Origin of the sequence: Pseudomonas koreensis (genome assembly GCF_036668835.1) — a bacterium.
GTDB classification, from domain to species: Bacteria; Pseudomonadota; Gammaproteobacteria; order Pseudomonadales; family Pseudomonadaceae; genus Aquipseudomonas; species Aquipseudomonas koreensis_I.
The window spans coordinates 47783-70647 of sequence record NZ_JAZEVW010000005.1 but is presented as its reverse complement, the minus strand read 5'-3'; the positions used below and the strand labels follow the sequence as shown (position 1 = coordinate 70647).

The following is a 22865-nucleotide window of genomic DNA, read 5'->3' as shown; positions in this document are numbered from 1 at the left end:
AGGCTCGGCAGAGTACGCCCTACGCTCTTCGCACAAAAGGTACAGTTGATGACGAACACGCACCGCGCGGTATTCCTCGATCACCCGTCGCTGGATCTCGGCGACCTCGACCTCAATCCACTGCGCGACTGTTTCAGCGATCTGCAGCTGTTCGCCCAGACCACGCCGCAGCAGGTTGCCGAACGTCTGCACGGCGCCAGCGTGGCGATCACCAACAAAGTCGTGATCGACGCGGCCGCCATGGCGGCCAACCCACAGCTGAAACTGATCCTGATCAGCGCCACCGGCACCAATAACGTCGACCTCGCCGCCGCGCGTGCGCAAGGCATCACGGTGTGCAACTGCCAGGGCTACGGCACGCCATCCGTGGCGCAACACACGATCATGCTGCTGCTCAACCTCGCCACACGTCTGGCCGACTATCAGAAAGCGGTCGGCGAAGGTCGCTGGCAGCAGGCGAAGCAGTTCTGCCTGCTCGACTATCCAATTGTTGAACTCGAAGGCAAAACCCTCGGCCTGCTCGGTCACGGTGAACTCGGCGGCGCCGTGGCGCGGCTGGCCGAAGCGTTCGGCATGCGCGTGCTGCTCGGGCAGATTCCCGGGCGCCCTGCCCGCCCCGACCGCGTGCCACTGGATGAACTGCTGCCGCAGATCGACGCCCTGACCCTGCACTGCCCGCTCAATGAACACACCCGCCATTTCATCGGTGCACGCGAGCTGACCTTGCTCAAACCCGGTGCGTTCGTGGTCAACACTGCACGCGGTGGCCTGATCGATGAGCAGGCACTGGCCGATGCCTTGCGCAACGGGCATCTGGGCGGCGCGGCGACGGATGTACTGAGCGTCGAGCCGCCAGCTCAGGGTAACCCGCTGCTGGCAAACGACATTCCGCGCCTGATCGTCACCCCGCACAACGCCTGGGGCAGCCGCGAAGCACGCCAGCGCATCGTCGGCCAACTCAGTGAAAACGCGCAGGCGTTCTTCAGCGCTAAGGCGCTGCGGGTCGTCAGTTGATAAACTGCGGCACTTTTTTTTCGAGGAGCAGTTATGGATCCGCGCAGTGAAGTACTGCTTCGTCAGCCTGAATGGTTTCAAGGTTCGCTGTTGCTCGCCGGTTTGCCCGCCGACGACTTGCTTGGGCGCCTGCCGAATGCCTTTGGCTGGTGCTGGCACGCCGGCGATCAAGCCGCACTGGAGGCCCGTTTCGAAGGTCGCAGCGATTTTGGCGTGAACATCCCGGCGCGTGAATTCGACAGCGCCGTGGTGTTTCTGCCCAAGTCCAAGGACCTGACCGATTACATTCTCAACGCCGTCGCCTCGCGCCTGGCCGGTCGAGATGTGTTTCTGGTCGGGGAAAAACGCAGCGGCATCGAAGGTGCGGCGAAACAGCTCAACCCGTTCGGCAAACCACGCAAGCTCGACAGCGCGCGGCATTGCCAGCTCTGGCAAGTCACCGTGGCCAATGCACCTGAAGCCAAATCGCTGGAAAGCCTGGCGCAGACCTACGAACTGCCCTTGGCCGAAGGCCCGTTGAAAGTCATCAGCCTGCCAGGGGTGTTCAGCCACGGTCGCCTCGATCGCGGTAGCGCCCTGCTGCTGGAGCATCTGGACAAGCTGCCAAGCGGCCATCTGCTCGATTTCGGTTGCGGTGCCGGCGTGCTCGGCGCGGCGGTCAAACGTCGCTACCCGCACAATCAGGTGACATTGCTCGACGTCGATGCATTTGCCGCCGCCAGCAGCCGTCTGACCCTCGCCGCCAATGGCCTGGAAGCCGAAGTACTGACCGGTGACGGCATTGATGCTGCACCGATGGGTTTGAGCGCGATTCTGAGCAACCCGCCGTTCCATGTCGGCGTGCACACGGATTATTTCGCTACTGAGAACTTGCTACGAAAAGCGGCGAAGCATCTGAAAAACGGCGGCGAACTGCGCCTTGTCGCGAACAGCTTCCTGAAATACCAGCCATTGATCGAAGAGCACCTGGGCGTCTCTGCAATCAAGGCCGAAGGCAATGGTTTCCGGATCTATCGGGCCAAGCGCGGCTGAGAGCGCTTTGCAAAAAGTCGCTTGCCCAAACGGATTTGCCTAGGCAGAATCCGCTCCGTCCTAGGGGAGTAGTCTCCCACGAGCGCCAAGCTCGTCCGGCATACGTCAACATACTTGATCCTCAGATCATGGCGTATGCGACCCAAGCGTCCGCACCAGACGGATCGCAGGGTTTGACAAGACCTATGACACGCACACCTTACCCGGGGCGGGAAGGCTGTACGTGTCATAGCCGTGTCGACCCGCCCCTTAGGAAATCCCTGATGCTGGACTCGTTACTCGTTCCCACCGCAATCGTTGCCTTGGCCGAAATCGGCGACAAGACGCAACTGCTCGCGCTGATTCTTGCCGCTCGCTTCCGCAAACCCTGGCCCATCATCGCCGGGATTGTCGCCGCGACGCTGGCTAACCACGCGGCAGCCGGTGCGGTCGGCGCCTGGTTCGGCAGTTTCTTCTCCGACAGCGTTCTGCACTGGATTCTCGCCGCAAGCTTCGCCGCCACGGCATTGTGGACGCTGGTCCCTGACAAGCTCGATGACGACGAAGCCAGCACCGCGCGCAAGTTCGGCCCGTTTCTGACCACGCTGATTGCATTCTTCCTTGCCGAAATCGGCGACAAGACCCAGATCGCCACGGTGATGCTCGCCGCGCAGTATCCGGAATTGTGGCTGGTGATCATCGGCACCACCGTGGGCATGCTGATTGCCAACGTGCCGGTGGTATTGGCGGGTAATTTTGCAGCGGACAAGTTGCCACTGACCTTGATCCGACGCCTGGCGGCTTCGGCGTTTTTCATTCTGGCAATTGTCGCGGTGTACAAAGCGATGCAGAGCAGTGGCTGGATTTGAAGCAGCTGCAAGCTTCTAGCTACAAGCTTCAAGAAAAAGCTGCAAGCTTCAAGAGAAAGCTGCAAGCCACGCGAATCTGCTTTGACTTGTAGCTTGCCGCTCGAAGCTTGCCGCTGTTTTATTCAGGATTTGGGGGCTTTTTCGTACAGCGGCATGACCTTCGGAATCGCCGCCTGCAACGCGGCGATTCGGCTGGACGAGGCCGGGTGGGTGCTCATGAATTCCGGCGGCGAACCTTCCGAAGCCTTGCTCATCTTGTCCCAAAGGGTGATTGCGGCATTCGGGTTGTAGCCGGCGCGGGCGGCCAGTTCCAGACCGATCAGGTCGGCTTCGTTTTCATTGGCGCGGCTGTTGGGCAGGGTCATGCCGTAGTTGGCCACGGTGTCGGCCAGCGCCAGGCTGTCCTGACCGAGACCGAACAACGCACCGGCGCCCTGCTTGGCCATCTCGATGCCATAAGCCTTGGACATCGCTTCGCGACCGTGCTCGCGCAAGGCGTGGGCGATTTCATGGCCCATGACCGCAGCGATTTCGTCGTCGGTGAGTTTCAGGCTGTCGATCAGCCCGGTGTAGAAAATGATCTTGCCGCCGGGACCGCAGTTGGCGTTGAGTTCGTCGCTCTTGATCAGATTGACCTCCCACTGCCACTGCGCCGCATCCGGACGGAAATTCGGCGCCTGGGCGATCAAGCGGTTGGCAATCGCCTGCACTCGCTTGGCCTCGGGGCTGGTCTTGTCCAGCACACCTTTGCTGGACGCCTCGCCAACAGTTTTCTGATAAGACTGGGCATACATCTGGTCGACCTCTTGCGAGGACAGCATGCTGAACATGTACTGCTTGCGCTCCACTCCGACGGCGCCGCCGCTGGTGGTGTTGACCGACTGACAACCGGCCAGCAACAGCGCTGCGCTCAGTGCACTAACAACCAATGTCTTGTTCATTGAAAAGCTCCCTGAAAACCTGTGGCGTATCCTAGGCGGGTAATTGCATCGATGCCAGATACAAAGGATAGGTTGAAGTGACTTTCAGACATTTCCCGCAGCGTAATGTCGCGAAAAAACCCAGCGCCCGCCAGCCACACAGCCGCAGCGTCACGCAGCAGCCGATTTACGACATGTAAGGCCGATTCCGACCAGCGCCACTCATGGCCCAGCAGCCGCCGCCGATAAATCTTTCGCAGATATTCTCTTGCCTGCGGAGCTCCCATGAAGTTCAAGTCGATCCAGTTTTCCGTCGCCGCCCTGGCCGGCGCCATTGTCCTCAGCGTGGTCGCGGCGCTGGTGCTGTATGCGCTGTTTGCCGGCGCGCGCACTCAGGCAATGGTGCAACAACGCACCCAGGCGCAGTTCGAGCAGGTCATCGAGCAGCGCCTGACCGCGCTGGCGCAAACCCAGGTCAGCCAGATCCAGCGCGAGCTCGAAGCGCCGCTGCTGATTGCCGGCGGATTGGTTCGCGTCAACGCCCTGCTGGGTACGCCGGGCGCCGATGGCCAGCCGCGCCTGAGCGTCAGCCGCGAGCAACTGATCAGCCTGATCAAAGAGAACGTCGAAAAGAATCCAAAGATTCTCGGCACGTACATCGGCTGGGAAAAGAACGCCCTCGATCACAACGACGCAGCCTATGTCGGCACCAGCGTGGTCGGGATCGACGCGAGCAACGGGCGATTTCTGCCATGGTGGTTCCGCAACGAGGACGGCACCCTCGGCCTCGACAAACTGGTCGACGTCGACGACCAGAAAACACTGTCCACCGGCGTGCGCGCCAGCGAGTACTACCTGTGCTCGAAGGAAAGCAAAAAGTCCTGCGTGATCGACCCGGCACCGTACAAGGTTGGCGACAAGGTCGTCATGCTCGCCTCGTTCATCGAACCGATCATGCTCAACGGCGCGTTCCAGGGCATCGTCGGCGCCGATCTGTCGGTGAACTTCATTCAAGAGATGCTGCTGGGCGCCAACCAGAAACTCTACAGCGGCGCCGGGGAAATGGCCCTGGTCGGCGGCAATGGCCGGATCGTTGCCTACACCAAGGATCCGAGCAAATTCGGCGAAAAGGTCAGCGACATTCTCGACGCCGAACAGACCGCCAACATGGCCAACCTCAAACGCGGCGAAGTGACCTACTCGGTGAACAAGGACAAGGGCCGGATCGAGTTGTACCTGCCGTTTGGCATCGGTCAGACCGACGCGCGCTGGACGCTGATGCTGCAACTGCCGCTCAACGCGGTGATGGCCGACCTGCAAACGCTGCAGGCCGACCTCGATGCCCAGCGCAAATCCGACACCTTTGGCATGGCCATGGTCGGTTTGCTGATCGCCGGCCTCGGTTTGCTGGTGATCTGGCTGGTCGGTCATGGCATTGCCCGACCGCTGAAGCAAATGGTCGCCATGCTCAATGACATCGCCCAGGGCGAAGGTGATCTGACCCGCCGCCTGAGCAGTGACCGCAGCGACGAACTCGGCTCGATCGCCAAGGGCTTCAACACCTTCCTCGCCAAGTTGCAGGCGATGATCACTCAGGTGGTGACCTCGGTGCAGAGCGTCAGCGATTCTTCGGAACACACTGCCGACATCGCCATTCGCACCAACATCGGCATCCAGAAACAAATGGCCGAAATTGATCAGGTGGCGACAGCGGTGCAGGAAATGACCGCCACGGCGCAGGACGTCGCACGTAATGCGACGCAGGCGGCGCAGGCCGCGAGCCACGCCGATCAGGCCGCCACTCAAGGCATGCAGATCGTGCGCGATACCTCGAATTCGATTGGCGTGCTCGCCAAGGAGATCGGCAAAGCGGTTGACGTGGTGCAAACGCTGGCCAAGGACAGCGAGAACATCAACGCGATCCTCACGGCGATTCGCGGGATTGCCGAGCAGACCAACCTGCTGGCGCTGAACGCGGCAATCGAAGCGGCGCGCGCAGGCGAGCAAGGGCGTGGCTTTGCGGTGGTGGCGGACGAAGTGCGCAACCTGGCACAGAAAACCCAGCAAGCCACCGAAGAAATCCAGAGCATGATCCAGCAACTGCAACAAGGCACTCGCGATGTGGTGCGGGTCATGGAAGACAGCCAGAACCGCACTGACGAAAGCGTGCAACACGCGGCGAAAGCGGCCGAGGCGCTGGAGACCATCACTCATGCGGTGTCGGTGATCAACGACATGAACACGCAGATCGCCAGCGCGGCGGAAGAGCAGAGTGCGGTGGCCGATGACATCAATCGCAACGTGATCAATATCGGTCAGGTGGCCAACGAAGTGGCGGGCGGTGCGGATGAATCGAGTTCGGCGAGTGCCGGGTTGACCAAACTGGCGGAGCAGCAGCGGCGGTTGATCAATCAGTTCAAGGTCTGAAGATCAAGAGCCCCTCACCCTAGCCCTCTCCCGGAGGGAGAGGGGACTGACCGAGTTGCCTCCCGTCATACTTCGACCTGAAAAATCGTGTCGATTATGGATTCAGCGAAATACACGCTAATCGGCGCATATCTTCAAAAATCCCCCATTCAGTCCCCTCTCCCTCCGGGAGAGGGCTAGGGTGAGGGGCTTTTGCTCTACAGACTTAACCCGGGGTCAAACACTCCGGCCCATTCAATTTCGGATCATTCACCAGATTCGCCAGCACCCGCTCGCGCAGCGCCGCCGGCTCACTGGCGAGCAATCCCTGCAAAACATGCAGCGGTGTTTCGGGATCAAGCCATGCTGCCTGCCCCGCCTCATCGAGAATCAACGGTCGGCGCTGACTGGCCGCCGGTTGGGTGATGACAGCGGTGCTCAGCCAGACCTGTTCCTGCACCGGATACGCCTCCCAGACCGCCGCAAAAAACAGCGATGAACCCTCCCCCGGCGTCAGCCAGAACGGACGTTTACGCTGGGTCCCGCGCCATTCGTAAAAACCGTTGGCCGGCAGCAGGCAGCGGCGCAAGCGCAGCGCTTCGCGGAACATCGGTTGCTCGGCCACGGTTTCCGCGCGGGCGTGGGCCGGCGTTTTCGACAGGTCGGTCAGCCACCGCGGCGTCAGCCCCCAACGCGCGCGGGCCAGCGTGCGCTGACCGCCTTCACCGGCGCGCAGCATCAGCACTGAATCATTGGGGGAAATGTTCCACTGCGCCTGCTGATCGGCGGGAAAACCTGGCAGGGCCGCGAAGTCGCGGTTCCAGCGAAACAGGGCATAACGTCCACACATGGGGCAACACGACTCTTGAATAAAAACCGACGCCAGCCTAACAGACCAGCGTACCGGGATAGCTCTCCGGTTCATCGCCGGGCAGCGGCAGCGCGGCATTGTACGCGGTGATCAGCTCGCGGGCGTATTCGGCCTGATCGTTATCCACCGACAGCCCCAACAACCCGAACATCGGCAACTCGCCCGTGCCACCGAGCAGATCGCGGCCGATCAGGTGCGCCTCGATGCCTTCGCTGGCGAGCATGCCCTTGAGCATTTCGCCTTCCATCAGGCTGGCCGGTTCGTAGATTCGCTGCATGCGCGCCCCTCATTCGTTTTCGCTGAAGACTTCCAGGTGCCATTCATCTTCATGCACCTGCAAAACAAAGGTGATCGGTCGGCAGCACACCTGACAGTCTTCTATGTAAGTCTGATCGCCAGCGGACAGATCCAGCGTCGTTTCGACTTCTTCACCGCAATACGGACATTCGTACACTGCATCTTCCAGCATCGCGGTCTCCCAAGTGACTTGTGCGTATAATCGCCGGTCTATTTGCAGGGCTATTGGTGTCTGGCTACTTTTTCAGACCGTGCCCCGCGGGTTTTCGATCAAACCCTTTACTTACCCTAGCCGTTTCCAACAAGAGAGCATGATGGGCGAATTCGATGCCATCCGACCTTACGACGACAGCGAAGTACCTGTGGTACTGGCAAGACTGCTCGGCGACAAGGCGTTTCTAGATATCCTCACCCACTTCCGCTTCCCGCGTTTTGCCGGTGCCTTCGGCTGGATGCTCAAACCTCTTATAGCCCATCGGCTGCGTCGTGAGTTCGCCGACGTGGTTTCCGTGGCGACTTTGCAAGACAAGATCGAGTCTTACGTCGATCACACCATCGAGCGCGCCACCGACGGCGTGACCTACACCGGGGTCGAGCAATTCAAGTCCGGCAGTGCCTATCTGTTCATCGCCAACCACCGCGACATCGTGATGGACCCGGCGTTCGTCAACTACGCCGTGTACCACGCCGGCCTGCCGACACCGCGCATCGCGATTGGCGACAACCTGCTGCAAAAGCCTTTTGTCAGCGACCTGATGCGTTTGAACAAGAGTTTCATCGTGCATCGCTCGATCACCGGTCGACGCGAGAAGATGGCCGCGTATCAGCTGCTATCGGCATACATCAACCACTCGATCCGCAACGATTGCGCCTCGATCTGGATTGCTCAGGCAGAAGGCCGGGCGAAGGACGGCGACGACCGCACCGAGTCGGCGATCCTCAAGATGTTCCACATGAGCCGCAAGGACGAGCCGTTCGGCGAAGTGATCCGCTCGCTCAATGTCACGCCAGTGTCTATCAGCTATGAATACGACCCGTGCGATCAGGCCAAGGCCCGCGAGCTGTACATCCGCGCCACCACCGGCACCTACTGCAAGGCGCCGGGCGAAGATGACGTGAGCATTGCCAAGGGCATCACCGGCTACAAGGGCCGTGTGCACATCAACTTCGCCGCGCCGATCACCGAGGTCTACGAAGACACCAAGCAATTGGCGACGGAAATGGACAAGCAGATTCTCGGCGGTTACCGGTTGTTTCCCGTGCATTACCTGGCGTATGCGCAGTGGGCCGATGCCGACCCGCAACTGAACGTGCCGCAGGCGGCTGAGGTGTTCCCGGCTGACGAACTGGCCAAGGCCGAGGAAGAATGGCAGAGCCGGCTGGACGCCTGCCCCGCGGAGCATCGTCCGTATCTGGTGCTGCAATATGCGACGCCGGTGCGCAATCAGTACCGGGTCAAGGCTGGATTGCCGTTGTAAGCGGTGTGAGCCAGACACAAAAACGGCGCCTGCGGGCGCCGTTTTTCATGCCTTAACGAGTCAGAAACGCGTGCTGATCCACGACACCAGCAAGGCCAGGCCCAGGCAGGCAAAACCGAAACGATAGAAAAAGCGGTTCATGCGCAAGGTCGCCCAATCGAGGATCGGCTCGGCATTCGGCTGCGCCTGACGCTGAGCGGCGAGGCTGGCCTGCGCGCGTTGTTCACGGCGACGAGTGGCGTGCAACAGCCAACTGCCGGGAAACGCCAGCAGCAGCGCCAGCAGATTGATCAATTTGGCGGGATGGGCGGTAAACAGTGTCATCAAGTGCAGCGACATCACAGACCTCAATCTAGACCGGTTCGGCAGACGCCAGACCGACGACCGCGGCGCGGATTCTACCCAAACCCGACCGCCCTGCCCCAGCCTTTGCGACAAATAACCTGACAATCGACCGATGGCTGTCCTGTGTCACGGCATCGTCATGTGGATGCTTCACCCTGCGCGCCTCGAAACCTCAATGGATTGCACCATGCTGCACGCGGAAAACCAGGATCGCCTTTATCTCATCACGCCCTACGACGAACAGCAAAGTCTGGTCGGCAGCCTTGCGTTCAATGTGCAGGACCGGCATTGGCTGGTGTATTGCGCACTGGGCGGGCATCAGCATGCGGATTTGCCGGAGACTGATTTGCTGACAGGTGTGAGTGTGCTCGACTTTTATTCGCAGGCTGCCTGAAAAAGCAAAAGCACCCTCACCCTAGCCCTCTCCCGAAGGGAGAGGGGACTGATCGAGGTGTTTGGTCGAGATGCATCGACCTGAAATAACCCGCCGAACTCCGGTTTTGAAAAGCCCCCGATCCGCTCCCTTTCCCCCTCGCCCCCCTGGGGGAGAGGGCTGGGGTGAGGGAGTAGGATTTCAGGTCCCAGAAAAAAGCCCGGAAACCATCACTGGCCCCGGGCTTTTTCACATCCGCAAAAACTTACTCAGCGAGCACCTGCCCCACCGTCGGATCCTTGAACAGACGCGTCAACGCATCGCTCAACACATCGCTGACCAGTTTGGTGTTGGTTTCCTGGTTCGGCGCCATGCCGAAGCGCTGGTCCAGCGAAGCGCCGTAGCGGCCGCTGTAACGGCGATTGGCGTTCTGCACGTCGGAGCGGAAGGTCGCGCCGATGGTCGCTTCAGTCACGTACATACCCTCTTTCGGCGACTGATATTTCAGCTCGGCCAGGGTCACGGTCAGCTGCGGTGCGTTCGGCGCGTTGGTGGTCGGGGTGAAGCCGAGCAGACGCACGGCGGCTTCGGCCTGAGCCTGCAACTTGGGCAGGATCTGCTCACGCTGCACGGTGATGGCGCTGGTTTCCGGGTACAGGCCGCCACGGGTGCCGAGGGTTGGCGACGGACGACCGTCGACCACACGCACGATCACCGGCTGGCCACGGCCGACCGCTGGCAGTTGCGTGGTCAGCTTCGGCTCCGGATTCAGTTGTTGCGGGCTGTGGGCGCAGCCGGCCAGGGTCAAACCGGCCACAGTGATCAAACCGAACAACAGGCGTTGCAACATGCTCTTCTCTCCAGAATCAGGCACAAACAGGCCGGCAGTATAGCGGTGGGCCACTGCGGGTAACCAGCGCCGCACAGTGAATACTGAAATGTCTGACAAACCCGGTCGAAAGCGGTTCCTGTCACAGATTCTTCACCGCGCATACACCGCGACGTCACGGCCCGGCGGCAAGCTGCAATCAGTTCTCAAACAAGGAGCGCCGCCATGCGTTATCTGATCTCGTTGTTCGCCCCGCGTCCGCTGCATCGCTGCTTTGCCCTGCTCGACCGCAACGGCCACTGCCAGGCCTTCAAGCAGTGCAGCCTGCAACCGATGGGCGACGGCTGGGTAGAAATCGAAGAAATCCGCCTCAACTGGTTGCACCAGCCACTGCCGGCCAGTGCCCGCGTCATAGCGTCGCAGCCTCGCACACGGGTCCAGGCGATGTTGAGCATCTGACCGGATGCCTAATAAAAGTCATTAAACACGAGCAACTGCGCGCGTTTCTTCGCTACAATCTCCCCCCGATTATAAGGACGTCTCCTGATCGGGCCCCGCAACAGCGTCAGTGCGCATGCATCGACATCAAAAATCGCCCACAGAGAGCCGCCCACACAGATCGAGTGAAGTTGGCGCGCTTGCCTGTTCTTTCGGCAAAAACCCGCTTTTCGCGAATCTGCAGAGCTGTCATGACGCACGGCCACCGCGTGTTTTTGCCCTTTGCGGGCAGGTGCCAGGCCAAGGCAGCCCTTTTTTGAGGTTCACGTCTTCAAAAGAGCGTGAAAAAAACGGGTTTTCACAACTTCACAAGAGTGTGGCGAGCAAATGAATAGTTTTGCGTCTGAACATGCACCATTAGCGTCTGGAACAGCCCAACGACACAGGACCGGGTATACCTCGAATACCGGAGCCTGAAGCCTGTCCGCTACGGATTTGGTTGCACAAAACGGATGTCTCGACCATAAGTCGAATTGCCAGCCTTGCGCAGAAATGAGTTCATGGAACCCTTGAAGCCAGGCCGCACGCATCCGTCAAAGTTGCGAAAAATTGCGAAGATTCGGACATGGCGAACCTGACCACGGATCGCCCGGACATCACTGACCTGTCCCGGAACGCCTGGCAGCCATGCCGACAATTTGGTGCTGCAGATTTTGGAGACGCGTTAAATGGCGCATAACGAAGCAGTCGACGTAGTTCTGGTAGGGGCCGGCATCATGAGCGCCACCCTGGCCGTACTGCTAAAAGAGCTCGACCCCGCAATCAAGCTGGAAGTCGTCGAGCTGATGGATTCCGGTGCCGCCGAGAGTTCCAACCCCTGGAACAACGCCGGTACCGGCCACGCGGGTCTGTGTGAGCTGAACTACACGCCGCAGGCTGCCGATGGCAGCGTCGACATCAAGAAAGCCGTGCACATCAACACCCAGTTCGAGGTGTCGAAGCAGTTCTGGTCGTACCTGACCAAAAAAGGCACCTTCGGCTCGTGCAAATCCTTCATCAGCCCGGTGCCGCACCTGAGTTTCGTTCAGGGCGACGGCGGTGTGTCGTTCCTCAAGGAACGTTTCAATGTGTTGAGCAAGCACCACGCCTTCGCCGACATGGAATACACCGAAGACAAAGGCAAGATGGCCGAGTGGATGCCGCTGATGATGCCGGGTCGCTCGCCGGACGAAGTCCTCGCCGCGACCCGCGTGATGAACGGCACCGACGTCAACTTCGGCGCCCTGACCAATCAGTTGCTCAAGCACCTGACCAGCGCCCCGGACACCCAGGTCAAATACTGCAAGCGCGTCACTGGCCTGAAGCGTAACGGCAACGGCTGGACTGTCAGCATCAAGGACGTCAACAACGGCAACACACGCGAAGTCGACGCCAAATTCGTTTTCCTCGGTGCTGGCGGCGCAGCATTGCCATTGCTGCAGGCTTCGGGCATCGAAGAAAGCAAAGGCTTCGGCGGCTTCCCGATCAGTGGCCAGTGGCTGCGTTGCGACAACCCGGAAGTGGTCAAGCAGCATCAGGCCAAGGTCTACAGCCAGGCGGCCGTGGGCTCGCCACCGATGTCGGTGCCGCACCTCGACACCCGCGTCGTCGACGGCAAGAAATCCCTGCTGTTCGGACCATACGCCGGTTTCACCACCAAGTTCCTCAAGCACGGCTCCTTCATGGACCTGCCGCTGTCGGTGCGTGCCGGCAACATCGGGCCGATGCTGGCGGTGGCGAAAAACAACATGGACCTGACCAAGTACCTGGTCAGCGAAGTGATGCAATCGATGGAGCAGCGCCTGGATTCCCTGCGCCGTTTCTACCCGCAGGCGAAAGCTGAAGACTGGCGCCTGGAAGTGGCCGGTCAGCGGGTACAGATCATCAAGAAAGACCCGAAAAAGGGCGGCATCCTGCAATTCGGTACCGAGCTGGTCGCCGCGAAGGACGGCTCCCTCGCCGCCCTGCTCGGCGCTTCGCCAGGCGCGTCGGTGACCGTTTCGATCATGCTGGAACTGATCGAGAAGTGCTTCGCGGACAAAGCCAAGGGCGAATGGGCCGGCAAACTGGCCGAGATCTTCCCGGCCCGTGAGAAAGTCCTGGAAACCGATGCTGCGCTGTATCGCAAGATCAACACGCAGAACAACATCGCGCTGGAACTGGTAGAAGAAAACAGCGAGACGCCAAGCTACGCTTGATCCCGCGGCATAAAAAACGCCCCGTACTCAATGAGTGCGGGGCGTTTTTTTATGCCTTGGCAAATGTATCGAATGCCTCAGCCGCGAGCCTTGTCGATCAACTCGATGTATTCCGGGGCATTGCGCTGATCGGCGATCAGCTCAACGAAGGTCTTGCCCTGCGCATCCTTGCCATCAACGTCGTAACCGGCCGCGACGAAGAAGCCCAGAAAGCGCTCGAAATCATCGATGCGCAGACCGCGATACGCCTTGACCAGTTTGTGCAGCGAAGGCGAAGTGGCGTCGACCGGCTCAAAATCGAGGAACAGCTTGATCTGCTCATCGCCGATCTCGTCACCAATCACTTGTTTTTTATCTTTACGCATTGCCGACTCCAGCTCGCAGACATGACACGGGGCAGGCAGTTTACCCCTGCCCGGCCGCCCTGCTCAACGCGATCGCACCGCACCGGTGTGCAAATCGGCCCAGATATGGCCATTGGCGTAACCGAGGAACTGCACATACACGGTGTCGTTGCGCAGCAGATCCATCACCACGCGGTACTGAGCGAGCGGATAAAACAGCGTCAGGGTTTTGCTCTTGTCGTCGTAGGCCGGTTTTTTCAGGCTTTTGCTTTCAGCGTCGAAACTCACCAGCACCTGGCTGATGGTCGCGCCCTTGTTCAGCGACTTGCCCTTGAGGCGGATCAACAACGACGAGGTCACCGGAATCGGCTGCTGGTTGGATTGGCGCTGCGCACCGACCACCACCGAGTACTCGCTGACCTGCATCAGTTGTTGCTGCTCGGGCTCGGCATCGCGCACGGTCAGATCATCGGGCGGCAGGAATTGACTGTGCATCGGCGCGGCGGACAACGGCAGGCTGAGGGACAGCAACAGCGCGGCAAAGCTGCGGGTCAAGAGGCGCATGACAGGCTCCGGGGGGCGGGGCCGAGCACTCTAGCATGGGTATCACGGATGGATCAGCACACACAAAACAACTGTGGGAGTGAGCCTGCTCGCGAAAGCGGTGTGTCAGTTTCAATAAAGCTGACTGACACTATGCCTTCGCGAGCAGGCTCGCTCCCACAGGGATTGGGGGATGCCAGGGATTACATGCCCTTGACGGCGTAAATCCCGTTGGCGTTGCGCCAGTAACCCTTGTAGTCCATGCCATAACCGAAGATGTAGCGGTCGATGCACGGCAGGCCGACGAAATCGGCTTTCAGGTCAGGCCGCGCCTTGCGGTCGTGGTCCTTGTCGATCAGCACGGCGGTGTGCACTTTGCGGGCGCCGGCGTGTTTGCAGAAGTCGATGATCGCGCCCAGGGTGTGACCTTCGTCGAGGATGTCGTCGATGATCAGCACGTCGCGGTCAATGAACGAGACTTCCGGCTTGGCCTTCCAGAACAGGTCACCGCCGCTGGTTTCATTGCGATAACGGGTGGCGTGCAGGTAGGACGCTTCCAGCGGGAACTGCAGATGCGTCAGCAGTTTGCCGGAGAAGATCAGGCCGCCGTTCATCACGCAGAACACCACCGGGTTGGTGTCCGCCAGTTGTTCGTTGATTTGTGCTCCGACACGGGCGATGGCCGCCTCGACTTCAGCTTCGGTGTACAGGCAGTCAGCCTCTCGCATGACTTGACGGATATGCTCGAGATCAGCGGACATGGCGCTCTCCAGGGGGGCTTCGGATTCGGAAAAGCGGGCAAAGGTACGCATCCGCAACGGCTGAATCAAGCCTTTATGGACTAACGTACTGTATGTCCTATAGGACATCACCCTCGGATAGATTAATCTAGGCCGGTTTTTTTGCCCGCCGCCGGAGTTTTTCCATGCCCATTCTCGAGATCCGCCATCCGCTGATCCGCCATAAACTCGGCCTGATGCGCCGCGCTGACATCAGCACCAAGAATTTCCGTGAGCTCGCTCAGGAAGTCGGCGCCCTGTTGACCTATGAAGCGACCAAAGACTTGCCGCTCGAATCCTACGACATCGCCGGCTGGTGCGGCACCGTGTCGGTGGAAAAGATCGCCGGCAAGAAAATCACCGTCGTACCGATCCTGCGCGCCGGCATCGGCATGCTCGAAGGCGTGCTCAGCCTGATTCCGGGGGCCAAGGTTTCGGCTGTCGGTGTTGCGCGCAACGAAGAAACCCTGCAAGCGCACACCTATCTGGAAAAACTGGTGCCGGAAATCGACGAACGTCTGGCGATGATCATCGACCCGATGCTCGCCACCGGCAGCTCCATGGTTGCGACCATCGACCTGCTGAAGAAAGCCGGTTGCCGCGACATCCGCGCCATGGTCCTGGTCGCCGCGCCAGAAGGCATTGCTGCAGTAGAGCAGGCGCACCCGGACGTGACCATCTACACCGCGTCCATCGATGAACGCTTGAACGAGCATGGCTACATCATTCCTGGGCTTGGCGACGCCGGTGACAAGATTTTCGGCACCAAGCAGAAGGACGCGTAAGCATGCAGCAAGAGTTCAACGATCCGCTCTGGCGCACGGTGCTGTCCGGCGCCCAGATGCTGTTCGTGGCTTTCGGCGCTTTGGTGCTGATGCCGCTGATCACGGGCCTGGACCCGAACGTGGCACTGTTTACCGCGGGTCTGGGGACAATCCTGTTCCAGATCGTCACCGGGCGTCAGGTGCCGGTGTTTCTGGCGTCGAGCTTCGCCTTCATTACCCCGATCATTCTCGCCAAGGGCCAGTTCGGCCTCGCCGCGACCATGGGCGGGGTGATGGCGGCCGGTTTCGTCTACACCTTCCTCGGCCTCGCCGTGAAGATCAAAGGCACCGGGTTCATTGACCGTCTGCTGCCACCGGTGGTGATCGGTCCGGTGATCATCTCGATCGGCCTGGCCATGGCGCCGATTGCCGCGAACATGGCGATGGGCAAGGCTGGCGATGGTTCTGAATTGATCCCCTACCAGACCGCGATGCTGATTTCGATGCCGGCGCTGCTGACCACGTTGATCGTGGCGGTGTTCGGCAAAGGCATCTTCCGTCTGGTGCCGATCATTTCCGGGGTGCTGGTGGGTTTTGCCATGTCGTTCTATTTCGGCGTGGTCGACACCGCGAAGATTGCGGCGGCGCCCTGGTTCGCCCTGCCGCACTTCACCGCGCCGGAGTTCAACTGGCAGGCGATCCTGTTCATCGTTCCGGTGGCCCTGGCGCCGGCGATCGAGCACATCGGTGGCGTGATTGCCGTCGGCAGCGTGACCGGTCGCGATTACCTGAAGAAGCCGGGCCTGCATCGCACCCTGCTCGGTGACGGCATTGCTACCACCGCTGCCGGGCTGTTCGGCGGCCCACCCAACACCACCTATGCCGAAGTGACCGGCGCGGTGATGCTGACCAAGAACTACAACCCGAAAATCATGACCTGGGCGGCGATCTTCGCCATCACCTTGGCGTTCATCGGCAAGTTCGGCGCGCTGCTGCAAAGCATTCCGGTGCCGGTGATGGGCGGGATTCTGTGCCTGTTGTTCGGCTCGATCGCGGCGGTGGGGATGAACACCCTGATCCGCCACAAGATCGACCTGGGCGAAGCGCGCAATCTGGTGATCGTCTCGGTGACGCTGGTATTTGGTATTGGCGGTGTGCTGGTCGGCACCGGCACCGGCCCTGACGACTTCGGCCTCAAAGGTATCGCGCTGTGCGCGGTGGTGGCGATTGCGCTGAACCTGATCCTGCCGGGCAATGATGGCTGGAAGCAGAAGAAAGCGGATGAGCCGCTGATCTAAGCCAATAGATGTTCGTCGCCTGACTCACCGCATTCGCGAGCAGGCTCGCTCCCACAGTTTGGAATGCATTTCAACTTGTGGGAGCGAGCCTGCTCGCGAAGCTCTTGGCCTTTAGAGGGCCAGCGGCGCTCGTTCGCAGAGTGCTGCCAATGCCTTGGCCCATTGCGGGTCGTCATTCAGGCAGGGCACCAGCACCAGTTCCTCGCCACCTGCTTCGCGGAATTGCTCCTTGCCGCGATCACCGATTTCTTCCAGCGTCTCGATGCAGTCAGCAACGAATGCCGGGCACATCACCAGAATCTTCTTCACGCCGCTTTTCGCCAGTTCATCCAGGCGCGCTTCGGTGTACGGTTCGATCCACTTCGCCCGTCCCAGGCGCGACTGAAACGACACCGACCACTTGCCGTCCGCCAGGCCCATGCTCTTGGCGAACTCGGCGGCGGTGCGGAAACACTGCGCGCGGTAACAGGTCGCCAGCACCGCCGGTGACGCGGTCTGGCAGCAATCGACGCCTTTCAAGCAATGATTGCCGCTCGGATCGAGCTTGGTCAGATGCCGCTCCGGCAAACCGTGGAAACTCAGCAGCAGGTGATCGAAATCCTGCTGCAAATGCGGGCGAGCGCTGGCCACCAGTGCATCGATGTATTCCGGCTGGTCGTAAAACGGCTGCAGGATCGACAGCTGCACATCCAGCTTGTGCTCGCGCAGCACGCGTCGTGCTTCTTCGATCACCGTGGTGGTGGTGCTGTCGGCGAACTGCGGATACAGCGGCGCCAGGGTGATTTTCCGGTGCCCGGCCTTCACCAGGCGTAGCAGGCAGGTTTCAATCGACGGCTCGCCATAACGCATCGCCAGATCGACCGGGCCATGCTTCCAGGTCTGGTTCATCTGCTGTTGCAGACGCTGGCTGAGCACGACCAGCGGCGAACCCTCCTCCCACCAGATCGAGGCATAGGCATGCGCAGACTGCTCCGGGCGTTTGATCAGGATCAGCGACACCAGCAAACGCCGCACCGGCCATGGCAGATCGATGACGTACGGGTCCATCAGAAATTGATTGAGGTAGCGGCGCACATCGGCCACCGAGGTCGAGGCCGGGGAACCCAGGTTGACCAGAAGCAAGGCGTGATCGGTCATGCAACGTCCTATTTCAGAGGCGGCTGGAAAGATCGTCCAGAGCCGCGCGTAAATCCGTGAACTGGAAAGTGAAGCCCGCTTCCAGCAAGCGTACCGGCAGGGCCTTCTGGCCGCCGAGCAACAGCAATGACATCTCACCGAGGCCGACTTTCAGCGCCAGCGTTGGCATCGGCATGAACGCCGGACGGTGCAGCACGCTGCCCAGCGTCTGCGCGAATTCGCGATTGCGCACCGGTTTAGGCGCGCAGGCATTATAAGGACCACTGGCCAGCTCGCGGTGCAGAAGAAAATCAATCAGGGCGATTTGGTCGTTGATATGAATCCACGGCATCCACTGCCGCCCAGTGCCCAACGGCCCGCCCAGACAGAGCTTGAACGGCAACAGCAGGCGCGACAAAAAGCCGCCCTCGGCCGACAGCACCAGACCAGTTCGGACCAGCACCACACGCATGCCCAGATTTTCCGCACGCAGGGCCGTCTCTTCCCAGGCGATGCACAACTGACTGGCGAAATCGTCGATCACCGGCGGCGACTCTTCGGTCAACTCGCGCTCCCCGCCGTCGCCGTACCAGCCGATGGCCGAGCCTGAAATCAACAATGCCGGTTTTTGCGTTCGGGTCTCGAGCCAGGTCAACAGGCTTTCGGTGAGCTTGATCCGGCTGCTCCACAGCAACGCCTTGCGCCGGTGCGTCCAGGGCCGATCGGCAATCGGCGCGCCGGCCAGATTGACAATCGCGTCGAGCGGCTCCTCGCCGAGGTCTTCCAGACGGGCGATGCCACGCACCGACGCGCCGCAGATCTTCGCAACTTTATCGGGACTGCGACTCCACACTGTCAGACGATGGCCCTGCTCCAGCCAATGACGGCAGAGCTGACGTCCGATCAAACCAGTACCGCCGGTCAGCAATATGTGCATGACATCTTCCTCGCGTGGCGTTTAACCCGGATCACTAGTCTATTTTTATAAGCAGGGATCTTTTCCATCGGGCGGGCTCTATTGTTTAACCATAGGCCAAGCTAACGAAACGAGAATGGCAGAAGTTATACCAAAAAACATAATTGTACAGGTTTAATCGACGGCGTAGTCTGTACAGAAAGGTAAACGAGGCCCCTATGACTGTACCTATCGCAATCATCGGCACCGGCATCGCCGGACTCTCCGCCGCCCAGGCTCTGACAGAGGCCGGGCACACCGTGCAACTCTTCGACAAAAGCCGCGGCAGCGGTGGACGCATGTCGAGCAAACGCAGTGACGCCGGTTCGCTGGACCTCGGCGCGCAATACTTCACCGCCCGCGACCGCCGCTTCGTCACCGAAGTGCAGCGCTGGCAAAGCCAGGGCTGGGTCGCCGAATGGGCGCCGCAGCTCTACTCGTATCAGGGCGGGCAACTGAACATGTCCCCGGACGAGCAGACCCGCTGGGTCGGTGCCCCCCGCATGAGCGCCATCACCCGCGGCCTGCTCGACGGCCTGAACGTGCAGTTCGCCTGCCGCATCACCGAAGTCTTCCGCGGCGAACAACACTGGCATCTGCAGGACGCCGAAGGCTTCACTCACGGCCCGTTCAGCCACGTCGTGATTGCTACACCAGCGCCACAAGCCACCGCCCTGCTCGCCGCCGCACCGAAACTCGCTGCGGCCGCCGCCGGGGTCAAAATGGACCCGACCTGGGCCGTCGCTCTGGCCTTCGAAACCCCGTTGGACACCCCGATTGAAGGCTGCTTCGTGCAAGACAGCCCACTCGACTGGCTGGCCCGCAACCGCAGCAAACCCGGACGCGACACCACGCTCGACACCTGGGTCCTGCACGCCACCAGCGCCTGGAGCCGGCAACACATCGACCTGTCCAAGGAAGCGGTGATCGAACACCTGCACGGCGCCTTCGCCGAACTCCTGCACAGCGCCATGCCTGCCCCCACCTTCAGCCTCGCCCACCGCTGGCTCTACGCCCGCCCGGCCACCGGCCACGAGTGGGGCACCCTCGCCGACGCCGACCTCGGCCTCTACGCCTGCGGCGACTGGTGCCTCTCCGGCCGCGTCGAAGGCGCCTGGCTCAGCGGCCAGGAAGCCGCCCGCCGCCTGCACGAACACTTGCAATGAACCGCCTCAACCCGAGCAAACTGCTGCTGTCGAAATGGACAGCAGCCCAACCGCAACATCGCGAAAAACACTTCCTCGTCACCGAACTGTTCCGCGATGAAGAAGGCACCGTGCTGGAAATAGAACTGCAGGCTGTGTTGACCAAACGCAGCGAACGGCTGGATTGGCAAGTGCTGAAAAATGCCGAACAGTGGATTCTGGGGTGGAAATAAATCCTGTGAGAGCGAGCTCGCGGGCGATGGACGATAACCCGCTCGTCCTGCAAATCAGGTTTGCCAGCCAAGGCACAGCAAAAGCCAACCCTCACCCTGGCCCTCTCCCGGAGGGAGAGGGGACTGACCGTGGTGGATGTGAGAGGTACGCCGACGTGCAATACCGAGTCGTACGCGAATATCAAAACCAAAGCAGATCGGCCCCCTCTACCTCGGGAGAGGGCTGGGGGTGAGGGGCAGCCACACCGCAGCTCAACAGCCAACCGCCCGCTCTTCACCACTCAACAATGAGCGTTAGCTCGCGTGCTCTTGATCTTGATCTTGCGTCACCGGCGACGTCGGAAGGCTGAGTGGAGGAATTGATCCCGGAGCGAAGGGACCCGAGCCTGCGAGGGCCGAACGTAGGAGCAAGCGTTTTGGGTTACCTTTTTGGCGTTTGAAAAAGGTGACCCGCCGTAAGGGCGGAACCCTAAGCAGCCGTTACCGCAGCAACGGATATGTACGCAAAACTCACCGCCTGAAAGAAAGCCTTCGCGAGCAGGCTCGCTCCCACATAAAAAAAAAGCCACCATTCCAACCCTTAAATCTTGTACAAACTATTTGACTTGTACACCAACCCATCTATGCTGACAAAAAGTTGTACAGACAAAACCCCCTGTACAGGTATAGATCGCGAGGTGCCCATGTCCGCTACCCCCACGTCCAAGCCAAAAATCGCCATCAGCGCCTGCCTGCTCGGCGCCGAAGTGCGCTACAACGGCGGACACAAGGAATCGCGCCTGTGCAGCCGCACCCTCACCGAATACTTTGATTTCACCCCACTGTGCCCCGAAGTCGCCATCGGCATGGGCATCCCCCGCGAACCGATCCGACTGGTCGGCGATCCCGAACACCCGCAAGCCGTCGGCACCGTAAACCCTGCGATCAACGTCACCGCCCCACTGGCTGAATACGGTGAGCAGATGGCCGCCGAACTCAACGACCTCTGCGGCTACATCTTCATGCAGCAATCACCGTCCTGCGGCCTCGAGCGGGTCAAGGTCTACCACGCCAACGGCGCCCCGGTGAACGGCGGCGGTCGCGGCATTTACGCCCAGGCCTTCTGCGCCAAACACCCCGACCTGCCCGTAGAAGAAGCCGGACGCCTGAACGACCCGGTCCTGCGCGAAAACTTCATCACCCGCGTCCTCGCCTACAGCGCTTGGCAGCAAGTGCTCGCACAAGGCCTGAGCCGTCGCGTACTGACCGAATTTCACTCGCGCTACAAATACCTGCTGATGGCGCACAACCCGCTGCAATACAAAGCCCTCGGCAAACTGCTCGGCAACATGGCCGACAGCGATCCGGCCGAACTCGGCCCGCGCTACTTCAGCGAGCTGATGGCCGCCCTGAAGAAATGCGCGACCCGTGGCACCCACTGCAACGTCTTGCTGCACATCAGCGGTTATTTGAAACAATCGCTGAGCGCTGAAGACAAAAAAGAAATGCAGCACGTCATTGGCCAGTACCGCCAGGGCATCGTGCCGCTGGTGGTGCCGCTGACCCTGCTCAAGCATCACTTTCGCCTCCATCCGGATCCGTACATTGCGCAGCAGGTTTACCTGCAACCGCACCCGGAAAACCTCAGTCTGCGAAACGCTATCTAATGAACGATAAAACCGACAGCAGCGCCCAGGAAGATCTCGGCGCCGACTTTAAAAAGGCCCTCGACGAGGGTTGGCTGCCAATCCGCGAAGTGGCGCGGCAGACCGGTGTCAACGCGATCACCCTGCGCGCCTGGGAGCGCCGCTACGGGCTGGTCGTGCCGCAGCGTACGCCCAAAGGCCATCGCCTGTATTCGGCGGAACATGTGCAGCGCATTCTGGCGATTCTCACCTGGCTCAACCGCGGCGTCGCGGTCAGTCAGGTCAAGCCGTTGCTCGACACGCCGCAGGCCTTCAGTGAAACGGTAGAGAACGATTGGCAGCAATTGCACCAGACGCTGATGAGCGCGGTCACCCAGCTCAATGAGCGCTTGCTCGACGACAGCATCAATCAGGCCATGGCGCTGTATCCGCCGCGCACCCTCTGCGAGCAGTTGCTGATGCCGCTGCTGACGGAACTGGAGCAGCGCTGGCAGGGCCAGTTCGGCGCGCAGATGGAACGAGTGTTCTTCTATTCCTGGCTGCGCAGCAAGTTCGGCACGCGCATCTACCACAACAACCGCCAGTTCCACGGCGCCCCGCTGCTGTTGATCAATCATTCCGACTTGCCACTGGAACCACATCTGTGGCTGTGCGCCTGGTTGATCAGCAGTACCGATTGCCCGGTGCAAGTGTTCGACTGGCCGCTACCCGCCGCCGAACTGGCCCTGGCGGTGGAACATCTAAAGGCGCGTGGCGTACTGCTGTATTCCAGCAAAGCCATGAACCTGGGCCAGTTGCCAAAGCTGCTCAACGGCGTCGGTTGCCCGAAAATCATCGTCGGACCAACGGTATGCATCCACCACGCCGAGTTGTCCGTAAAAACCTCTGAGATGGCTGATGTACTCCTGGCAGAAGACGTGCTTCTGGCCCACCAGGCACTTGTTCAGCGTGGATTGATTTAAATGGACGCGGTGA

Annotated in this window: 25 protein-coding genes, 1 pseudogene and 1 riboswitch; of the genes and pseudogenes, 15 read left to right on the top strand and 11 right to left on the bottom strand. The window is 60.5% G+C overall.

Translation table 11 applies throughout. The annotated features are described in order from the left end of the window. Nucleotides 1-48 precede the first annotated feature (48 nt). The 3 genes from V6F91_RS15925 (at nt 49) to V6F91_RS15915 (ending at nt 2894) form a co-directional block, all read left to right on the top strand. Entirely contained in the window at nt 49-1014 is a 966-nt protein-coding gene (locus V6F91_RS15925) for a 2-hydroxyacid dehydrogenase (protein ID WP_332766021.1), read from the top strand. Nucleotides 1015-1047: 33 nt separating this feature from the next. Then, complete coding sequence (locus V6F91_RS15920) at nt 1048-2046, top strand: class I SAM-dependent methyltransferase (protein WP_332766019.1); 999 nt, start codon at nt 1048-1050, stop codon at nt 2044-2046. A gap of 50 nt (nt 2047-2096) precedes the next feature. Then, nucleotides 2097-2221: riboswitch (yybP-ykoY riboswitch) on the top strand. An 88-nt stretch (nt 2222-2309) separates the two neighbouring features. Continuing rightward, the gene (locus tag V6F91_RS15915) at nt 2310-2894 is read left to right on the top strand and encodes a TMEM165/GDT1 family protein (protein ID WP_258448046.1); all 585 of its coding nucleotides are present in this window, start codon (nt 2310-2312) and stop codon (nt 2892-2894) included. A 122-nt stretch (nt 2895-3016) separates the two neighbouring features. Here V6F91_RS15915 and V6F91_RS15910 read toward each other — a convergent pair whose 3' ends face one another. Next, nucleotides 3017-3835, bottom strand: a complete 819-nt coding sequence (locus tag V6F91_RS15910) for a M48 family metallopeptidase (RefSeq protein WP_332766015.1) — start codon at nt 3833-3835, stop codon at nt 3017-3019. Nucleotides 3836-4099: 264 nt separating this feature from the next. Here V6F91_RS15910 and V6F91_RS27485 point away from each other — a divergent pair. Next, a pseudogene (locus tag V6F91_RS27485) lies at nt 4100-5386 on the top strand (HAMP domain-containing protein); the annotation flags it as partial. Nucleotides 5387-5398: 12 nt separating this feature from the next. Then, complete coding sequence (locus V6F91_RS27480) at nt 5399-6241, top strand: methyl-accepting chemotaxis protein (RefSeq protein ID WP_394599174.1); 843 nt, start codon at nt 5399-5401, stop codon at nt 6239-6241. Nucleotides 6242-6446: 205 nt separating this feature from the next. Here V6F91_RS27480 and V6F91_RS15900 read toward each other — a convergent pair whose 3' ends face one another. Genes V6F91_RS15900 through V6F91_RS15890 form a run of 3 tightly spaced genes read right to left on the bottom strand, consistent with a single transcriptional unit; the run spans nt 6447 to nt 7560 of the window. Then, a complete protein-coding gene (locus V6F91_RS15900; RefSeq protein WP_332766011.1) occupies nt 6447-7070 on the bottom strand; it encodes an SOS response-associated peptidase in 624 nt (207 codons plus the stop codon). 37 nt (nt 7071-7107) lie between these two features. Continuing rightward, the gene (locus V6F91_RS15895; RefSeq protein ID WP_332766009.1) at nt 7108-7368 is read right to left on the bottom strand and encodes a putative signal transducing protein; all 261 of its coding nucleotides are present in this window, start codon (nt 7366-7368) and stop codon (nt 7108-7110) included. Between the two features lie 9 nt (nt 7369-7377). Then, nucleotides 7378-7560 (bottom strand): CPXCG motif-containing cysteine-rich protein, encoded by a 183-nt coding sequence (locus V6F91_RS15890; protein ID WP_332766007.1) that lies wholly within the window; start codon nt 7558-7560, stop codon nt 7378-7380. Between the two features lie 142 nt (nt 7561-7702). Between V6F91_RS15890 and V6F91_RS15885 the strand changes: the two genes are divergently transcribed. Then, complete coding sequence (locus tag V6F91_RS15885; protein WP_332766005.1) at nt 7703-8866, top strand: 1-acyl-sn-glycerol-3-phosphate acyltransferase; 1164 nt, start codon at nt 7703-7705, stop codon at nt 8864-8866. A 60-nt stretch (nt 8867-8926) separates the two neighbouring features. Here V6F91_RS15885 and V6F91_RS15880 read toward each other — a convergent pair whose 3' ends face one another. Beyond that, a complete protein-coding gene (locus V6F91_RS15880) occupies nt 8927-9205 on the bottom strand; it encodes a hypothetical protein (protein ID WP_101161925.1) in 279 nt (92 codons plus the stop codon). A gap of 193 nt (nt 9206-9398) precedes the next feature. On the opposite strand from V6F91_RS15880, the gene V6F91_RS15875 reads away from it, so the two are divergent. Continuing rightward, nucleotides 9399-9605, top strand: a complete 207-nt coding sequence (locus V6F91_RS15875; RefSeq protein WP_008083982.1) for a hypothetical protein — start codon at nt 9399-9401, stop codon at nt 9603-9605. 244 nt (nt 9606-9849) lie between these two features. Here V6F91_RS15875 and V6F91_RS15870 read toward each other — a convergent pair whose 3' ends face one another. Then, entirely contained in the window at nt 9850-10434 is a 585-nt protein-coding gene (locus V6F91_RS15870) for a YajG family lipoprotein (protein ID WP_024014276.1), read from the bottom strand. A 204-nt stretch (nt 10435-10638) separates the two neighbouring features. Here V6F91_RS15870 and V6F91_RS15865 point away from each other — a divergent pair, with 204 nt between their 5' ends. Together V6F91_RS15865 and mqo are read left to right on the top strand one after the other, a co-directional pair. Continuing rightward, nucleotides 10639-10872, top strand: a complete 234-nt coding sequence (locus tag V6F91_RS15865) for a hypothetical protein (RefSeq protein ID WP_090286191.1) — start codon at nt 10639-10641, stop codon at nt 10870-10872. A 707-nt stretch (nt 10873-11579) separates the two neighbouring features. Beyond that, nucleotides 11580-13088 (top strand): malate dehydrogenase (quinone), encoded by a 1509-nt coding sequence (gene mqo / locus V6F91_RS15860; protein ID WP_332765999.1) that lies wholly within the window; start codon nt 11580-11582, stop codon nt 13086-13088. A 77-nt stretch (nt 13089-13165) separates the two neighbouring features. Here mqo and V6F91_RS15855 read toward each other — a convergent pair whose 3' ends face one another. From V6F91_RS15855 to V6F91_RS15845, 3 genes are all read right to left on the bottom strand, one after another. After that, on the bottom strand, nt 13166-13453 hold the full coding sequence (locus V6F91_RS15855) for a PA4642 family protein (RefSeq protein WP_332765997.1): 288 nt from the start codon (nt 13451-13453) through the stop codon (nt 13166-13168). A 63-nt stretch (nt 13454-13516) separates the two neighbouring features. Then, nucleotides 13517-13996, bottom strand: a complete 480-nt coding sequence (locus V6F91_RS15850) for a hypothetical protein (protein WP_332765995.1) — start codon at nt 13994-13996, stop codon at nt 13517-13519. Nucleotides 13997-14178: 182 nt separating this feature from the next. Then, nucleotides 14179-14736 carry a hypoxanthine-guanine phosphoribosyltransferase gene (locus V6F91_RS15845; RefSeq protein WP_090286198.1) on the bottom strand — a complete coding sequence of 186 codons (558 nt, stop codon included), beginning with the start codon at nt 14734-14736 and terminating at the stop codon, nt 14179-14181. A 164-nt stretch (nt 14737-14900) separates the two neighbouring features. Here V6F91_RS15845 and upp point away from each other — a divergent pair, with 164 nt between their 5' ends. After that, complete coding sequence (upp, locus tag V6F91_RS15840) at nt 14901-15539, top strand: uracil phosphoribosyltransferase (RefSeq protein ID WP_024014279.1); 639 nt, start codon at nt 14901-14903, stop codon at nt 15537-15539. 2 nt (nt 15540-15541) lie between these two features. Continuing rightward, nucleotides 15542-16816 (top strand): uracil-xanthine permease family protein, encoded by a 1275-nt coding sequence (locus V6F91_RS15835; protein WP_090286201.1) that lies wholly within the window; start codon nt 15542-15544, stop codon nt 16814-16816. A 111-nt stretch (nt 16817-16927) separates the two neighbouring features. On the opposite strand, the gene hemH is transcribed toward V6F91_RS15835, so the two are convergent. Continuing rightward, on the bottom strand, nt 16928-17953 hold the full coding sequence (gene hemH, locus V6F91_RS15830; protein WP_332765990.1) for a ferrochelatase: 1026 nt from the start codon (nt 17951-17953) through the stop codon (nt 16928-16930). A 13-nt stretch (nt 17954-17966) separates the two neighbouring features. Further along, the gene (locus tag V6F91_RS15825) at nt 17967-18869 is read right to left on the bottom strand and encodes a TIGR01777 family oxidoreductase (RefSeq protein WP_332765988.1); all 903 of its coding nucleotides are present in this window, start codon (nt 18867-18869) and stop codon (nt 17967-17969) included. A gap of 197 nt (nt 18870-19066) precedes the next feature. Between V6F91_RS15825 and V6F91_RS15820 the strand changes: the two genes are divergently transcribed. The 4 genes from V6F91_RS15820 to V6F91_RS15805 all read left to right on the top strand — a co-directional run bounded on the left by V6F91_RS15820 (nt 19067) and on the right by V6F91_RS15805 (nt 22852). Continuing rightward, nucleotides 19067-20053, top strand: a complete 987-nt coding sequence (locus tag V6F91_RS15820; RefSeq protein WP_090286208.1) for an NAD(P)/FAD-dependent oxidoreductase — start codon at nt 19067-19069, stop codon at nt 20051-20053. Further along, nucleotides 20050-20265 (top strand): TIGR02450 family Trp-rich protein, encoded by a 216-nt coding sequence (locus V6F91_RS15815; RefSeq protein ID WP_332765986.1) that lies wholly within the window; start codon nt 20050-20052, stop codon nt 20263-20265. The genes V6F91_RS15820 and V6F91_RS15815 overlap by 4 nt, the downstream gene beginning before the upstream one ends. Nucleotides 20266-20948: 683 nt before the next feature. Continuing rightward, entirely contained in the window at nt 20949-21911 is a 963-nt protein-coding gene (locus V6F91_RS15810) for a DUF523 and DUF1722 domain-containing protein (RefSeq protein ID WP_332765984.1), read from the top strand. Then, nucleotides 21911-22852, top strand: a complete 942-nt coding sequence (locus tag V6F91_RS15805; protein WP_332765982.1) for a MerR family transcriptional regulator — start codon at nt 21911-21913, stop codon at nt 22850-22852. Before V6F91_RS15810 ends, V6F91_RS15805 begins: the two co-directional genes overlap by 1 nt. Nucleotides 22853-22865 lie beyond the last annotated feature (13 nt).

Coding starts and splice junctions, on each gene's coding strand:
- V6F91_RS15845 (WP_090286198.1), bottom strand. CDS start 14,736: ATGTCCGCTGATCTCGAGCATATCCGTCAAGTCATGCGAGAGGCTGAC.
- V6F91_RS15910 (WP_332766015.1), bottom strand. CDS start 3,835: ATGAACAAGACATTGGTTGTTAGTGCACTGAGCGCAGCGCTGTTGCTG.
- V6F91_RS15900 (WP_332766011.1), bottom strand. CDS start 7,070: ATGTGTGGACGTTATGCCCTGTTTCGCTGGAACCGCGACTTCGCGGCC.
- V6F91_RS15850 (WP_332765995.1), bottom strand. CDS start 13,996: ATGCGCCTCTTGACCCGCAGCTTTGCCGCGCTGTTGCTGTCCCTCAGC.
- V6F91_RS15835 (WP_090286201.1), top strand. CDS start 15,542: ATGCAGCAAGAGTTCAACGATCCGCTCTGGCGCACGGTGCTGTCCGGC.
- upp (WP_024014279.1), top strand. CDS start 14,901: ATGCCCATTCTCGAGATCCGCCATCCGCTGATCCGCCATAAACTCGGC.
- V6F91_RS15920 (WP_332766019.1), top strand. CDS start 1,048: ATGGATCCGCGCAGTGAAGTACTGCTTCGTCAGCCTGAATGGTTTCAA.
- V6F91_RS15885 (WP_332766005.1), top strand. CDS start 7,703: ATGGGCGAATTCGATGCCATCCGACCTTACGACGACAGCGAAGTACCT.
- mqo (WP_332765999.1), top strand. CDS start 11,580: ATGGCGCATAACGAAGCAGTCGACGTAGTTCTGGTAGGGGCCGGCATC.
- V6F91_RS15825 (WP_332765988.1), bottom strand. CDS start 18,869: ATGCACATATTGCTGACCGGCGGTACTGGTTTGATCGGACGTCAGCTC.
- V6F91_RS15890 (WP_332766007.1), bottom strand. CDS start 7,560: ATGCTGGAAGATGCAGTGTACGAATGTCCGTATTGCGGTGAAGAAGTC.
- V6F91_RS15870 (WP_024014276.1), bottom strand. CDS start 10,434: ATGTTGCAACGCCTGTTGTTCGGTTTGATCACTGTGGCCGGTTTGACC.
- V6F91_RS15805 (WP_332765982.1), top strand. CDS start 21,911: ATGAACGATAAAACCGACAGCAGCGCCCAGGAAGATCTCGGCGCCGAC.
- V6F91_RS27480 (WP_394599174.1), top strand. CDS start 5,399: ATGATCACTCAGGTGGTGACCTCGGTGCAGAGCGTCAGCGATTCTTCG.
- hemH (WP_332765990.1), bottom strand. CDS start 17,953: ATGACCGATCACGCCTTGCTTCTGGTCAACCTGGGTTCCCCGGCCTCG.
- V6F91_RS15895 (WP_332766009.1), bottom strand. CDS start 7,368: ATGCAGCGAATCTACGAACCGGCCAGCCTGATGGAAGGCGAAATGCTC.
- V6F91_RS15880 (WP_101161925.1), bottom strand. CDS start 9,205: ATGTCGCTGCACTTGATGACACTGTTTACCGCCCATCCCGCCAAATTG.
- V6F91_RS15810 (WP_332765984.1), top strand. CDS start 20,949: ATGTCCGCTACCCCCACGTCCAAGCCAAAAATCGCCATCAGCGCCTGC.
- V6F91_RS15815 (WP_332765986.1), top strand. CDS start 20,050: ATGAACCGCCTCAACCCGAGCAAACTGCTGCTGTCGAAATGGACAGCA.
- V6F91_RS15925 (WP_332766021.1), top strand. CDS start 49: ATGACGAACACGCACCGCGCGGTATTCCTCGATCACCCGTCGCTGGAT.
- V6F91_RS15855 (WP_332765997.1), bottom strand. CDS start 13,453: ATGCGTAAAGATAAAAAACAAGTGATTGGTGACGAGATCGGCGATGAG.
- V6F91_RS15875 (WP_008083982.1), top strand. CDS start 9,399: ATGCTGCACGCGGAAAACCAGGATCGCCTTTATCTCATCACGCCCTAC.
- V6F91_RS15915 (WP_258448046.1), top strand. CDS start 2,310: ATGCTGGACTCGTTACTCGTTCCCACCGCAATCGTTGCCTTGGCCGAA.
- V6F91_RS15820 (WP_090286208.1), top strand. CDS start 19,067: ATGACTGTACCTATCGCAATCATCGGCACCGGCATCGCCGGACTCTCC.
- V6F91_RS15865 (WP_090286191.1), top strand. CDS start 10,639: ATGCGTTATCTGATCTCGTTGTTCGCCCCGCGTCCGCTGCATCGCTGC.